The sequence below is a fragment of the Longimonas sp. genome (assembly GCF_040409695.1).
Taxonomy (GTDB): Bacteria; Bacteroidota; Rhodothermia; order Rhodothermales; family Salinibacteraceae; genus Longimonas.
Map to the genome: position 1 here is coordinate 1 of NZ_JARWGJ010000059.1, position 14,460 is coordinate 14,460.

At 60.2% G+C, this 14,460-nt stretch carries 13 protein-coding genes; 11 read left to right on the forward strand and 2 right to left on the reverse strand.

The window, feature by feature from the left end; translation table 11 throughout:
• The 3 genes from PPP56_RS03355 to PPP56_RS03365 form a co-directional block, all read left to right on the forward strand.
• A partial coding sequence (locus PPP56_RS03355) for a choice-of-anchor B family protein (RefSeq protein WP_353562622.1) occupies positions 1 to 1,614 on the forward strand: 1,614 nt, incomplete at its 5' end.
• Positions 1,615 to 1,826: 212 nt separating this feature from the next.
• On the forward strand, positions 1,827 to 3,092 hold the full coding sequence (locus PPP56_RS03360) for a beta-propeller fold lactonase family protein (protein ID WP_353562623.1): 1,266 nt from the start codon (positions 1,827 to 1,829) through the stop codon (positions 3,090 to 3,092).
• A gap of 64 nt (positions 3,093 to 3,156) precedes the next feature.
• Positions 3,157 to 5,034 (forward strand): FG-GAP repeat domain-containing protein, encoded by a 1,878-nt coding sequence (locus PPP56_RS03365; RefSeq protein ID WP_353562624.1) that lies wholly within the window; start codon positions 3,157 to 3,159, stop codon positions 5,032 to 5,034.
• A 5-nt stretch (positions 5,035 to 5,039) separates the two neighbouring features.
• Here the strand turns inward: PPP56_RS03365 and PPP56_RS03370 are convergent, their stop codons facing one another.
• Positions 5,040 to 6,023 (reverse strand): SDR family NAD(P)-dependent oxidoreductase, encoded by a 984-nt coding sequence (locus PPP56_RS03370; RefSeq protein ID WP_353562625.1) that lies wholly within the window; start codon positions 6,021 to 6,023, stop codon positions 5,040 to 5,042.
• A 189-nt stretch (positions 6,024 to 6,212) separates the two neighbouring features.
• Complete coding sequence (locus tag PPP56_RS03375) at positions 6,213 to 6,725, reverse strand: acyl-CoA carboxylase biotin carboxyl carrier protein subunit (RefSeq protein ID WP_353562626.1); 513 nt, start codon at positions 6,723 to 6,725, stop codon at positions 6,213 to 6,215.
• A gap of 108 nt (positions 6,726 to 6,833) precedes the next feature.
• Between PPP56_RS03375 and aat the strand changes: the two genes are divergently transcribed.
• The 8 genes from aat to PPP56_RS03415 all read left to right on the forward strand — a co-directional run bounded on the left by aat (position 6,834) and on the right by PPP56_RS03415 (position 14,326).
• Positions 6,834 to 7,475: a leucyl/phenylalanyl-tRNA--protein transferase gene (gene aat, locus PPP56_RS03380; RefSeq protein ID WP_353562627.1), complete on the forward strand. Its 642-nt coding sequence runs from the start codon at positions 6,834 to 6,836 to the stop codon at positions 7,473 to 7,475.
• Between the two features lie 132 nt (positions 7,476 to 7,607).
• The gene (locus tag PPP56_RS03385; RefSeq protein ID WP_353562628.1) at positions 7,608 to 8,546 is read left to right on the forward strand and encodes an N-acetylmuramoyl-L-alanine amidase-like domain-containing protein; all 939 of its coding nucleotides are present in this window, start codon (positions 7,608 to 7,610) and stop codon (positions 8,544 to 8,546) included.
• Positions 8,547 to 8,664: 118 nt separating this feature from the next.
• Positions 8,665 to 9,648 carry a 6-phosphofructokinase gene (pfkA, locus tag PPP56_RS03390; RefSeq protein WP_353562629.1) on the forward strand — a complete coding sequence of 328 codons (984 nt, stop codon included), beginning with the start codon at positions 8,665 to 8,667 and terminating at the stop codon, positions 9,646 to 9,648.
• 78 nt (positions 9,649 to 9,726) lie between these two features.
• Positions 9,727 to 10,464, forward strand: a complete 738-nt coding sequence (ubiE, locus tag PPP56_RS03395) for a bifunctional demethylmenaquinone methyltransferase/2-methoxy-6-polyprenyl-1,4-benzoquinol methylase UbiE (RefSeq protein ID WP_353562630.1) — start codon at positions 9,727 to 9,729, stop codon at positions 10,462 to 10,464.
• Positions 10,457 to 11,350, forward strand: coding sequence for a 50S ribosomal protein L11 methyltransferase (gene prmA, locus PPP56_RS03400; RefSeq protein WP_353562631.1), 894 nt, complete (start codon positions 10,457 to 10,459; stop codon positions 11,348 to 11,350). Before ubiE ends, prmA begins: the two co-directional genes overlap by 8 nt.
• 164 nt (positions 11,351 to 11,514) lie before the next feature.
• Positions 11,515 to 12,633, forward strand: coding sequence for an Mrp/NBP35 family ATP-binding protein (locus tag PPP56_RS03405; RefSeq protein WP_353562632.1), 1,119 nt, complete (start codon positions 11,515 to 11,517; stop codon positions 12,631 to 12,633).
• A 170-nt stretch (positions 12,634 to 12,803) separates the two neighbouring features.
• Complete coding sequence (locus PPP56_RS03410; protein ID WP_353562633.1) at positions 12,804 to 13,091, forward strand: NifU family protein; 288 nt, start codon at positions 12,804 to 12,806, stop codon at positions 13,089 to 13,091.
• 176 nt (positions 13,092 to 13,267) lie between these two features.
• Positions 13,268 to 14,326 carry a 6-bladed beta-propeller gene (locus PPP56_RS03415; protein ID WP_353562634.1) on the forward strand — a complete coding sequence of 353 codons (1,059 nt, stop codon included), beginning with the start codon at positions 13,268 to 13,270 and terminating at the stop codon, positions 14,324 to 14,326.
• The last annotated feature ends 134 nt before the right edge of the window (positions 14,327 to 14,460 follow it).

Consider the following 14,460-nt stretch of genomic DNA (forward strand, 5'->3'; position numbering starts at 1 on the left):
GCTCCCCGTCAGGATGCGGGCACCGGTGCTGTGTTTGCTTTCAATTACGAGGCAGACATTGACGCCTGGGCTCCCGCACGTGGGCTCGCTCCCTTCGACGGCGTTGACCGTTCGCGATTCGGTAGCGCCGTTGCATTTGACGGCACCAACGCCTGGATCGGCGCACCCAATGCCGACAGCCGCCGCGGAGGCGTCTACCGCTACACCTACGAAGACATGCAGTGGACCTCGGCCCAGCGCGTCTTTGTGCCGGAAACTGAGTCCGGCTTTCAGCTGGGCGCAACACTCGCTGCCAACAGCAGCGTAGTTGCTGCCGGGCTGCCGGGTGGAGCCAACAGCGCAGGCAAAGCCGCTATCCTGAAGCAAGACGAAGGCACCTGGATGGCTCACCAGCATGTTGAAGGAGCCCTCGATGCCGGACTGCAGGCTCACACGGGCGAAGAAGCAGTCTGTGAAGATGGCACCGCAGGCGCGTTCGACTGCGACCGCATCGACATGCTCTCGTTCTTGCCGATCCATGAAATTGGAGGCGAGCGCGGCATCAGCACCAACGATGTGTGGGGCTGGACCGACCCGGAAACCGGCCGTGAGATCGGCCTCGTAGGACGTACCAACGGGCTCGCATTTGTGGACGTGACCGACCCGGTAAACCCGGTCTTCATTGGCGATCTGCCAATGACCGAAGGCGCTCGCTCCAGCGCCTGGCGTGATACGAAGGTCCACAATAACTTCTCGTTTACCGTCTCCGACAACGCAGGCGAGCACGGCATGCAGATCTTCGATCTGACCCAGCTGCGCGAGCACTACGACACCGAAGAGCCGGTCACGTTTGAGCCGACTGTGCTCTACGATCGCATCAACAGCGCGCACAACGTTGAGGTTAACACCGAGACCGACTTTGCTTACATCGTAGGCAGTAGTGGAGGCGGTGAGACCTGCGGAGGCGGCCTGCACATGGTTGATATCAGCGATCCGCTCAACCCGGACTTCCGCGGCTGCTTCGCCGATGAGCGTACCGGACGCAGCGGCACAGGCTACTCGCATGACGTGCAGTGCGTGATCTACGACGGTCCCGACGAGCGCTACCAGGGCCGTGAGCTCTGCTTCGGATCCAACGAAACAGCGCTGAGCATCGCGGATGTGACGGATAAGGACAACCCCGAAGCCATCTCGGTTAGCAGCTATCCGAACGTGGGCTACACCCACCAGGGCTGGCTCGACGAAGACCACCGCTACTTCTACATGAACGATGAGCTCGATGAGCTGCAAGGGCTGGTCGATAACACGCGCACGCTCATCTGGGATCTCGAAGATCTTGAAGACCCGCAGATGGTCAACGAGTTCTTCTTCGAGACCACCGCGAGCACGCACAACATCTACATTCAGGATAACCTGATGTACCTCTCGAACTACCGTGCCGGACTCCATCTGGTTGACATCACCGACCGTGAGAATCCGACCGTGATCGGGCAGTTCGACACGGCACCGTTCCAGGAAGGACCTGGCTTCTCGGGGTCGTGGAGCAACTATCCGTACTTCGAGAGCGGAACGATTCTCGTGAACAGCATTGGCGAAGGGATCTTCATGCTGCGCCCGCAGCAAGATCCGTTGTAGCCACTGCGCGGTGTGCTACAGTACAGCGCCACGGCCAGCACCGTGATGTACCTGGTGCAACGGCCTGGTGCAACGCTGTGACATCGCGTACACGATATGGAAAGGGGGCGGCTATTCTATACGAGAAGCCGCCCCCTTCCCGTTGTGAATAACAGTTGTGAACAGCACCCCTGCCCCTACTTCGACCCGTCTCACTCAATCTCATACCGGCTATGCGTTTCCGCCGCCTCTTTCTCGCTACGGCAGCCTTGCTGCTGATAGCCACCCTTCCTGCGCTTGCCATCGCAGGGCAGAACCATACCGTTGATTCCCCCGATGCGCCGCGTCTCTACGTCGCCAACCAGGGCGAGGCGACCGTATCCATCATTAACATGGACACCCACGAGGTTGAGACCACCGTCGATCTCACCGAGTTGGGCTTCTCATCCAACGCCAGTCCCCATCACGTGATTGCCGAGCCCGATGGATCGGCATGGTACGTGTCGCTGATTAGCGAGAACACCGTGCTCAAGTTCAACGCCGACAACGAGCTCGTCAGCCAGGGCACGATGGAAGCGCCGGGACTGATGGCGCTTCATCCCGAGCATGATCAGCTCTTCATCGCCCGCTCCATGATGGCCGTCAGCCCGCCGCAGCGCATCGGCATGGCCCCGCGCGATGATCTCGCTGCGCTTGAAGAGGTTGATGTGTTTCTCGACCGTCCGCACGCGCTCACCATCCCTTCCGATGGAGCGTTCGTCTACTCCGCAAGCCTGGCTACCAATCAGCTTATCGGACTCAATGTAGAGACGCAGCGCGGCCAGCTTACTCCGCTCAGCGGCATGACGCACGTCATCGTGCAGCTGGCACCGGCTCCCAACGGCACACAGATCGTGGGTACCGGACAGCTTACCGCGCAGCTGCTCTTCTTCGACCGCGCTGGCGACGGACGCCTCACACTGGTCGATGAGGTTACGGTAGGTGCACAGCCCTGGCATCCCGTTTATAGCCCCGACGGAAGCCGCATTTACGTCCCTAATAAACAAGACAATACCATTAGCGTCGTGGATGCGAACGAGCGCACCGTCATCGAAACGATCGCCGACGACTCGTTTGTACAGCCGCACGGAGCCGTGCTCTCGCCCGACGGGCGCTACCTCTACGTCTCGAATAACCATCAGCGGCAGATGATGGAAGAGATGGCACGCGATATGGGCATGGACGCGCATGCGATGGAGGATGAGCATGGAGATGATGAGCACGGGGACCATGGTCACGAGCATCATGATCACGGTGATGATCACGGCCATGATCACGAGCATGATAGCGAACACGAAGAGCACGATCATGCCGAACACGACGGGCATGATGGGCACGGCCATGAAACCGATGACCGTCGCGGAACGATCAGCGTAATCGACACGGAAACCTTCGAGGTTGTCCGGGTCATTGAAGTGGGCGTCTACCCGACCGGCATCGGGACGCAGGTGAACTACTAAGGAGCGATCTTGTGGTGCCTTCCTGCTCTCGTTCAACACCCTCCATCGTCATTCAATGCGCTGTATGATTCGTCTCTGGTCTCTGTGTACATTGCTCATCGCCGTTGCATTTGCTCTGTCTGCCTGTGGAGGCAGTGGTGCAGCAGTCGATACCGACTCTGAAGAACCAGCCCCCATGTTCGAGCGAGCCATCGCGCCGTTCACCGTGCTGGATGCGGAAGGGGAGCCGTACGCCCATCCGTTTCTGGGCGGATTCACCAATCCGCGTCCGCAGTTTGTAGACATCAACGGCTCTGGGGCGCCCGATCTTTTTGTGCAAGAGCATAACAACCAGCTCATGTTCTTCCAAAATGAGGGCGGCAGCGAGGGCGACCAGCTTGTGTGGGAGACCGATCGCTTCCAGGAGCTGGAGGTAGGGGAGTGGTTCCGCTTCGTGGATGTGCGTCAGGATGGCACGTACGACCTGCTCACCGAGTCGCCATACAACTTCATCCGCTACTACCGCAACGTGGGTACCGCGCAAGAGCCAGCGTTTGAGCTGGCTGCTGATACGCTCCGCGACGCACAGGGGGAGCCGATCTTCTCGGATCGGCAGAACATCCCCAACATCGCCAGCCTCAGCTGCAACGGCATGCCCGACCTGCTACTCGGACGCATGGATGGAACCATCACCCGCTACAGCGCCGACGCGTTCGACGAGGCCGGAGTGCCGGTCTTCCGCCACGTCACGGATAACTTTGAAGACATCGAGATCGTCGAGGAGTTTGGGCCCACGCCATCGGCTGCGCACGGAGCCAACTCCCTCACGTTTGCCGACGTCAACAACGACGGCGTCATCGACCTGCTCTGGGGCGACTTCTTCGAATCGAGTCTGCTCTACTTCGAAAATCGCGGTTCGTGTGGACGGCCCGACCTCACGGGCGACCCCGTTCCCTTCCCCCGGCCTGAGCCGGTCGCTTCCAGCGGATACAATGCCCCCGCACTCACCGACTGGACCGGCAACGGGCAGCTCGACCTGTTCATCGGCGTGCTTGGAGGCGCCTACGATCCAAACTCCACGCTGTCCGATAACTTCTACTACTACGAAGCGCATGACGATGGCACCCACACGAAGCGCACCGAACGCTTTCTGAATGGCATTGACGTGGGAAGCGAAACCAGCGCTGCATTTGGCGACCTGACCGGGAACGGCGCCCCAGATATGCTGCTGGCCAATCGCATCGCTCCTGATGATCGGCAGACCTCGCACGTGTTCTTCTTTGAGAACACGGGTACGGCGTCTGACCCTCAATTACAGAAGCGGCACATACTTGACCTGCCGCCTAACTACCACCACGCCCCAGCGCTGGCCGACCTGACCGGCAACGGACAGCTTGACCTGGTCGTGGGCATGTGGAACGGGAGCCTGGCTGTGCACGAAAACGTGTCGGAGGCGCATGGCGGCTCCGTTGCCTTCGACCCAGAGCCTGCTTTCACGTTCGAACTGCCCCGCAGCGGCAACGCGAACCCGGCACTGTTTGACGCAACCGGCAACGGACAGCTCGACCTCGTAGCCGGGGCCTCCAACGGACGTCTGTATCTCTTCGAAAACACCAGTGCCAGTGGGAACGTCTCGTTTCAGCTAAGCGAGGAGAGCGATCTGTTCGATGCGGTGAAGCGAGATCGGCGCAGCGCTCCGGCCTTCGAAGATCTGACGGGCAACGGCCTGCTCGATCTGGTTGTCGGGTCAGAGCAAGAGGGGCTCGTTGTGCACCGTAACATAGGCACGCAGGAGGCGCCCCGCTTTGCCGAGGAACCTGAGCCGCTCCCCATCGCCGCTCCCGCCCAAGCCACGCCCTCATTCGTGCGCTGGTTTAACGACGACCGCCTGATGCTGATGGTGGGCACAGAAAGCGGTGGCGTGGAAGCCTACGAGATGAGCGCCCCACTGCCGCAGCAATAGCTTTCCTACGCGACCTCACGTTTTTCCTCGGCAGCGATGCGAGCCGCGGTGTCGCGAAACGGACGAAAGGTGCAATCGAGTTCGGTGCGGGCCCGGGTAGTGTCGTAGCGCATCGTCTTGGCAGCCGTGCGAGCCATGCTGCGCGAAAAGCCTGGAGTAGAGCGCGTAACCCACGCCCACGCCTCAGCTGCGCGTCCGGCTGCACGGAGCCACAACGCCGGAATAATGCGCCTCGGGGCCGACACGCCGTGCGCTGCAGCGAGCGTGTGGATGATGCGAGCCCACGACATGTTCTGACTTCCCAGAATGTACCGCCGCCCGGTTTCGCCGTGTAGCATAGCCCGGCGCATCCCTGTGGCTACGTCTTCAGCATCAACCACACAGGTGCCTCCGGGAGGCACCCCCGGCAGACGCTCGCGGCGCACCGCCTCAACCAGGCGATGCGTGCTTGCATCCGGGCGTCCCGTGCCGAAGACAAGCGCCGGGTTCACAATCGTCGCATCGAGCCCCTCCGCAATCCCCCGGTGCACCTCCAGTTCCGCCTCGCGCTTCGTCTGCGCGTATGCCGAGCGTCCGGGCGTGCCTGCCCACGGCGTCTCCTCTGAGATGAGAACGTCCGAGTCGTCGGGGCGGCCCAGCGCGGCAATGCTCGACGTGTGCACCAGCCGCGCGACGCCCTCCTCGCAGGCTGCATCCACCACGTGAGCGGTGCCGTGCACGTTGACCGGGCGCAGCGTGCGGAGGTCGGCGCCCAGGTCGACGCGCGCAGCCACATGATAGACATGCGTGATGCCACGGACGGCCTCGCGCACCGACAGCGGGTCGGTCAGGTCGCCCACGACGTGCTCCACCTGCTGCGCTGTTTCGCCCAGCGCGTCCAGCGGAGAAGAGGCACGCCGCAAGATACGCACCGAGGCATCTTGCGCGACAAGCTGGCGCACCAGCGCCGATCCGATAAGGCCGGTGGCTCCGGTAACAAGAATACACATGAGGGATAGCCTACAGGCAAAAGTAACAGAGAAACGCGTGCAAAGACGAATGCGCGTGCACGGACAAAAGCGTGCGCAAAGGCGTCAGCAAAGTGCCGCGATGCGTAGAGCAGTCAAGCAGGCATGCGCCCGCAACGCCCGCCCACCAGCAGGCAGGAGCGCACCGCTGAGCACCAAAAAAAGAAATAGCTACGCATCCAGGTCAAGCTCAATGAGGAGTGCGTCTTTATCGACGGCATCGCCCGCGGCAACGTGAATGGTTTCGACTGTGCCGGGGGCCGGGGCCGACAGCTCGTTCTCCATCTTCATCGCTTCAAGCACTACCAGCCCCTGATCGGCCTCGATGGCGTCGCCCTCCTCGACGAGTACGTCAAGCACCAGCCCCGGCATGGGCGCGCGCAGTTCAGCTTCGCCCGCATCGGCCGCATCCTCTAACCCAAACGACTCCAGCAGCATGGCTCGTTCGTCCTTCACCCGTACCATCGTCATGCGTCCGTTAATGGTAACGCGATAGCGGTTGCCGTCAACCGACTCCACCGCGGCCGACACGCTCTCGCCGTCGACCAACAACGACAGATAGCCGTCGCCGACACGCTCTACAGAGATGTCGTGGGTGGCATCGTCAACGGTTAATCCCTCGTCGGTAACGGTCAGGTCGAAGGAACGGGCGTCAAGTTCGGCACGGTACGAAGTCTCAGACATGGGCAGGCGTGGTTAGGTTTTTGTTCAAGGCGTGACGATAACATACGAACGCGCGGACTCGTTCACAGTTTGAGTTGCGTAAATCTGTTTTGATTTCCCTACTGGTGCATGTCCGATACCCTCTCTGCCGATCAAGTGCTCTGGGCCTACACGCAGGGGCTCTTCCCCATGGGCTCCCCCTATGCACAGACTATCCAGTGGTATGCGCCAGACCCGCGCGGGGTGATTCCGCTCGACACGTTCCACATGCCTCATAACCTGGCGCGGCATGTACGGCGGGGCACCTTCGAGGTGAGCGCCGACATCGCCTTCGAAGAGGTCCTGGCGGCATGCGCCGATCGCGAGGAGACCTGGATTACCGCGCCCATCAAAAACGTATACATCGAGCTGCACGATCGCGGCTTTGCCCACAGCGTTGAATGCTGGGCCGACGATGAGCTCGTAGGCGGACTCTACGGCGTGGCGATGGGGGGCGCGTTCTTTGGCGAGTCCATGTTCTTTCGCCGTTCCAACGCCTCAAAGGTCGCCCTTGCCCACCTGGTGCGCCAGATGCGGGCTGGAGGGTACACGCTTCTCGATACGCAGTACACCACCTCGCATCTGGAGCGCTTTGGAGCCTGCGAAGTGCCCCGGCCCCAGTACCTCAGCGCGCTCCGCGAGGCGGTTTCGCTCAACCCCGTGTGGTGGCCCCTGCCCGACGAACCCTTTGACACCCTTCCGGATATGAAGGAAACGCCGCCCGAGTGGTAGCCTCCACGCATCATACTGTATGCCGCCCCATGCCACGCTGCACGTCAGGAACGCTCTTGCGGCATCTTTTGGGATGCGCACCGGGGCCGCCCCCTCGGATCCTTTAACCTCGACCTTGCCCGCCGCCTTGCTATGCTTCGTTTTGCCGTGTTCACGATAGGGCTTTTCACCCTGTTCGCATGCAACACCAATTCATCCTCGCCCGAGTCTTCCAATGAGCACGGCACACCGGCAGCTTCTGCATCTACAGCGAGCGAAGAAGCACAGACCGCCCCACCCGCGCCCGACTCGCTTACCGAAATACGGTTTGATCGCCTCACCGCCCACGCGCGTAGCGAAGCGCTGCACGAGGCCTCGCTGGGCCGCGCCATGCAATCGATTGGGCAGCAGCTCATCGGATCCCCCTACCTCGAACACACGCTCGACACAACCCCGGACGAGCGGCTGGTAACGCGTCTTGATGGATTCGACTGCGTCACGTTTGTTGAGGTCGCGCTTGCGCTGGGGCGGGGTGTTTACGCGCAGGACTACAGCTTCGCCGGATATGCCGACCGCCTGCAGGAGCAGCGCTACCGCGACGGCGCCACGCCGGGCTACTGCGAACGCCTGCACTACTTTAGTGAGTGGATTGCTGATAACCACGACCGTGGCATTGTGCGCGACATCACAGCCGATCTGGGCGGGGAGCGGGTCGACCGGTCGCTTACTTTTATGAGCGAGAACCGCGAGGCATATGCCCGCTTTGCCAACGACGACAGCCTCTACGCATGCATCCAGGAGATGGAAGCCAGCCTGCAGGCCCGGAGCCACCACTGGCATGTGGTGCCCGAGGATCAGATCGATGCCGTGGCCAGTCAGATCGAAGCTGGTGACATCCTGGGCTTTGCAACCGACATCGGTGGGCTCGATATTGCACACACCGGACTGGCGTTTCGTGGCGAAAACGGGCAGCTCGGCGTACTACATGCCTCGCTTAGCGGCGAAGTGCTTGTTTCGCCCGATCTTCAACGGTACGTCCAACAGATCGGCCATCAGATCGGTATCGTAGTAGCACGTCCGCAGGTCCGGTAGAACCGAAAAGGAGAACCCGTACGGCAAAATCCGTACATCCCGTGCAAATCGGGAGCTGCGGCTGTAGGCCCTGTCATAACTCTCTAAGCTCTCTGTTACGAACACAACGTGCTCTGCCATGAAAGATATCCAACGGATCGGCGTCTACACCAGCGGGGGCGATGCACCCGGCATGAATGCCTGCCTGCGTGCGGTTGTGCGTACGGCCCTGGCCAGCGACCTCGAAGTGATGGGCATTCGGCGCGGATATGAGGGGATGATTGAAGGCGACTACGTGGAGATGGACCGCCGGTCGGTCTCGAACATCGTGCAGAGTGGAGGAACTGTACTCAAGAGCGCGCGCTCTCCGGCATTTAGGGAGCCTGAGGGACGTGCTCGCGCTGCCGAAATGCTAAAAGAATACCGCATCGATGCACTCGTTGCTATCGGAGGCGACGGTACGATGCGCGGTGCACATGCACTCCACGACGAGCACGACGTGCCCGTTGTAGGCTGCCCGGGTACGATCGATAACGATCTGTACGGCACCGACACGACGATCGGGTACGACACTGCGCTCAACACCGCTATCGAGAACATCGACCGGGTACGCGACACGGCCGACGCGCACAACCGCCTCTTCCTCATCGAGGTGATGGGGCGCGATGCCGGATTCATTGCCCTGAACTGCGGCATCGGTGGCGGCGCAGAGATGGTGCTTATCCCCGAAACCATCACCGAAATGGAGGTGGTAAAAGAGCGTATTCTCTCGCTCATGTCAGCCCAGCGGCGCTCCACCATTGTAATTGTGGCCGAGGGCGACGAGCTCGGCGGCGCCCGCGGCATTGAGCAGGCCCTGCTCGACGATGAGGACTTCGACGACATCGACCTGCGCTCCACGATCCTCGGGCACATCCAGCGGGGCGGCTCGCCCACAGCCAGCGACCGTGTGCTGGCCAGCCGCCTGGGCGTGGGCGCCGCCGAAGCCCTGCTCGACGGACACTCTGAAGTTATGGTCGGCATTGTAAACCACGAGGTGAAGCTGACGCCGCTGCGTAACGTGTGGGGGCGCAAGAAGAGCATCGACTACGACCTGCTAAAGCTCACGCAGATTTTGAGCTAAACGCGGCATGCGGGGCACCTCTGCAGCGGCAGATTGGTATCATTCGCATCCAGATTTCTTGTTACGACCTACCTGCCCATGCCCACGCCCCCCCCTATCGGAGAAGTTGCGGGTAAACGCGAACACATCGAGGCCATGTTCGATGCGATTGCGCCCCGCTACGACCTGCTCAATCGTATTCTGAGTCTCGGCATCGACCAGTACTGGCGGCACCGCGCCATCGACCTGCTGCGTCCAGAGCGCATCACACGGCTCATGGACATGGCAACTGGCACCGCCGACCTCGCTATCATGGCCGAAGACGAGCTGCACCCGCGCGAGGTGGTGGGCGTCGACATCTCCGCTGAAATGCTACGCTTCGGCCAGAAGAAGCTCGACCGGCGTGGACTCAACCCGCGCATCCAACTGGTTCAGGCCGATGCGGCGGCGCTTCCGTTTTCCGACGATAGCTTCGATGCCGCTCTTGTGGCCTTCGGCGTTCGCAACTTTGAAGACCTCAACGCCGGACTCCGCGACATGCACCGCACCATTCGTCCGGGTGGGGTGCTGGTGGTGCTGGAGTTCAGCCATCCGCGCGGAGCGCTCATGGCACCGCTCTATGACTGGTACTCGCGCAACGTGCTGCCACGCATCGGCGGCACGCTGAGTCCCGACGCCGGGGCGTATCAGTACCTGCCCGACTCGGTTGCGGCCTTCCCCGACGGCCCCGACTTCCTCGACCGGATGCACGAAACCGGCTACACCGACCTGCGGTGGGAGCCCCTCACGTTCGGGATCGCCTCGCTCTACCGCGGACGCGTACCCGCTCATGACTGATTCCAGCATGGATTCCAGCATGGATTCTAACGTACCAACCGTTGAGGTTTGCGTTGAGGGCGCAGCGGCGCAGCATGAGGCCCTCACAGCATTGCTTGAAGCACGCGGCGCACACGGGTTTCAGACCGATACGGTGTTTCGGGCGTACGTGGCTGCTCCGGATTGGAGCGAGTCCGATATGCAGGCTGTGCAGGACTGGCTCGACGCGCAGGCCCCTGAGGCGACGCTATACACCAACACCATTGCAGCGCGCAACTGGAACGCCGAGTGGGAGGCCTCCGTCGAGCCGCAGCACATCGGACCGTTCTTCGTGCGTCCGTCGTGGTCCGATGCCGCACCTCCCCCCAACGCATACCCGCCGCTCGTCATCGACCCAAAGATGAGCTTTGGCACCGGCTACCACGCTACCACGCGCCTGGTGCTGGAGCTGATGGCCGAGGTGCTGCTGACCGATGCCTATGTGCTCGACGTGGGGACCGGTACGGGCATCCTGGCCATTGCTGCGTGCCGGGCCGGGGCCGAGCGTGTCGACGCCTGCGACATCGACGCAGGGGCCATCGAGAATGCGGAGGAGAACATTGAACAGAACGGCGTGGCCGACCGCGTTACGGTGCGCCATGGCACGATGCAGGCGGTGCCCGAGCGTCCGGTAGATGTCGTGCTTGCCAACATCCACCGGAGCGTTCTCATCGACCTGATGCCCGAGTTTGCGGCTCGGGTGCGTCCAGGAGGTACCTGCATCTGCTCGGGCTGCCTGATCGAAGATGCTCCTGCAATGCGCGATGCAGCACGCGAACATGGGTTTGTCGTATCCGCAGAGCGCACCCACGCGCCCTGGTGGGCCGTGCAACTGACGCGAGAGGGCGCCCCGGCAGTGGCCACGTAGCAGAAGCCACCAGAACCGATTTCCAGTTTGTCTGGTGCTTCATGACACCCCCTTGAATCCTCTCTGCCAAACCCTGTACAGAGGAACAATGCGCTTACAGGCAAGGTGCACAATACACATTCACCTCCGCCTGTTTTCCGCCCGCTCAACAAGCTACTGCTGACATGGCCGTGTCCCGACAAGCCGTCCTCAACGCCCTCAAGCACGTCGTTGAGCCCGACCGTGACCAGAACATCGTGCGTCTCGACCTGGTGCGCAACCTGCAAGTGAGTAACGACCGCGTGTCGTTCACGGTCGTCTGTCCCGAGCCGGGCACGCCCTTCGAAAAGCAGGTCGCCGAAGCCTGCACCCGGGCCATCCACGACGAGGTCGACTCCTCGCTGGATGTTGACGTTGAGGTGGATGCAGAAATGATCTCATTGGGCGACGACATTGCCGTGGGCGATCAGAGCGGCGATAAAGAGCCTGAAAACAAAGGCGTGCAGAACACAATTGCCGTGGCCTCGGGCAAGGGGGGCGTGGGCAAGAGCACCGTGGCTGTGAACCTCGCGATTTCATTGGCCAAGCAAGACTACAACGTTGCGCTGGTGGATACGGACATCTACGGCCCCTCCATTCCAACAATGATGGGAATGCAGGGCAAGAAGCCGCGCGTGAACGACCAACGCAAGATCGTGCCGCTCGAAAAGCACGGCATTAAGCTGCTGTCGATGGGCTTCATGGTCGACCCAAACAAAGCCGTCATCTGGCGCGGGCCCATGGTTACGAAAGCCATCCGCCAGTTCCTCGGCGATGTACACTGGGGGGAGATCGACTACATGGTGCTCGACCTGCCTCCCGGCACCGGCGACATCCAGCTTACCATCGTGCAGACCATTCCGTTGACGGGCGCGATCATCGTATCCACCCCGCAAAACGTAGCGCTCGACGATGCCCGCAAGGGGGTGGCGATGTTCGACAACGTGGATGTGCCGGTGCTCGGCATCGTTGAGAACATGGCATACTTCACACCGCCCGACCTGCCCGACCGTAAGTACTACCTGTTCGGTCAGCACGGCGCGCAGGATCTGGCAGACGAGCTGGAGGTGCCGTTCCTGGGTGAGATTCCTATCGAGCAGTCGGTACGCGAGGGCGGAGATGAAGGCGAGCCGGTCGTGCTCCGCAACCCGGATTCGCTCTCGGCACAGGCCTTTCGGCAGATTGCCGAGCGCTCGGTGGAGCAGGTTGAGATTCGCAATGCAACGCAAGACCCCACGGACAAGGTAGAGATTCTCTATCGATAGCGGCCCTCTCGGTATCGCTCAAACCACGACCCGCACGCTACGCTGCATCGAATACTACGTCGCATCAAATTGCACAAGGCGTGATCTTTTCCAGAGCGTCTCCGTATGCCTTGTGCGAGGTCACTCCATGTGGCTCCGCCCGACTGCTTATCGTACAACCTGTTGGTATTATGTCTGATTCTGCTGCCCCAAACGCTGAGGCCTCCATCGATCCGGAAATGCGCGATCAAATTGAGGAAGCGCTCGACACCATCCGCCCGTACCTCATGGCCGACGGCGGCTCGGTGCGCCTGCTCAACGTGACCGATGACAACGTCGTCGAGCTGGAGCTTCTGGGCGCGTGCGGCACCTGTCCCATGAGTACCATGACGCTGCGCGCGGGCATCGAACAGGCGCTCAAGCGCTCCGTGCCGCAGGTGCAGCGCGTAGAAGCCGTCAACGCCACCTCGCCTGCTTGAGCTCCCCCCTTTCTCAATATGCAAACGCCCGCTCCGGCTGTGTGCCTGAGCGGGCGTTTTAGTTGATTCACGTGCTGGCAAGCGTTACTTTTTTTTCAAAATTTGGTCTTGTCTTTTATAAAATCAAATCTACCTTTGTGTATAAACGGTGTTAACAACTGTAGGAGCGTACAAAAATGCGTGGTCTATTAGGTGTTTTCACAGAAGTTGCTATCGCGTTTCTGTCGGTATTCGGAGTGTTCGCACCACCACTTCCCCATGAATCCAGCGGTGACCCCCAACTGATATTTGAGGAGGTGTACCGTGTTGGTGTTCTTGAAGGGAAGGACACAGAAATGTTTGGTGACATACGCGCTGTGGCTCTTACCTCAGAAGGTTACCTCTTTGTTGGAGATAAAGATACAGGATCCATTCATGTTTTCAACAAAGATGGTGATTACCATGCCTCATTTGGAAGTGAGGGGCAAGGGCCTGGGGAGTTCAGAAGCATTACATCTTTTGCACTTTCCGCTGAGGAGGACTCTCTTTACGTACTTGACAGCCAGTTGCGGCGTATGTCGGTTTATACGACCGACACTTTTGAGCACCAGCGAGATGTGCAGCTCGGTTTTCAAAGCACCTTCCTCCTGGATCAACTTGGCGTCTATCAACAGGAAGATTTGTTCTACACCGTTGGTCACGTGATTGGGGAACGTACCCTTATTCATTTTTTCGATAATCAGGGAGAGTTAGTTCGATCCATTGCTGAAATGCAATCGATTGATGACCCTCGCTTTGATGACGAAGTCATTTGGAATCAGGTGAATAATGGAGAAGTAGTCCAAGCAACCAACGGAGATCTATTTGCTGCACTACGTGCCCCATATCGTATATGGCGCGTTTCAAGTGATGGGACGCCGATCTGGAAACGCCAAGACGATGTGCTTCCACCCCCGTGGGAGGAGCATATCCTTTTTACCCCGCAGCAGTACGAGGTGACAGCCTACCCAGAGATTTATTCGCTCCACCAACTTGGGGAGGACTATCTCGTGGTGGTATACATCAATCCCGAACAAGATGAAGGTCACTATGATCTTCTAAATCCCGAAACAGGAGAACAGGTTGTCAGGCACGCTTTTCCACCTGAACAACGCCTACGTGACTTGGCAACCGTTGATGGTGAATACTGGTGCGCGATAGAGGTGAGTGAGCCGTTTCCTCAAGTGCGGATTGCCCGTTTGGAAGTAAGCCAATAACAAGCCAGTTAGTATGGAACCATGACTTACCATCGATGCGAATCAGGGGTTGAGCGCGAGGATGAGCACGGCAGCAGTAAGCCGTCCGAAGACATGAACAAGCAAACCGGAGTAGGAACGCACCTTTGAGGCGT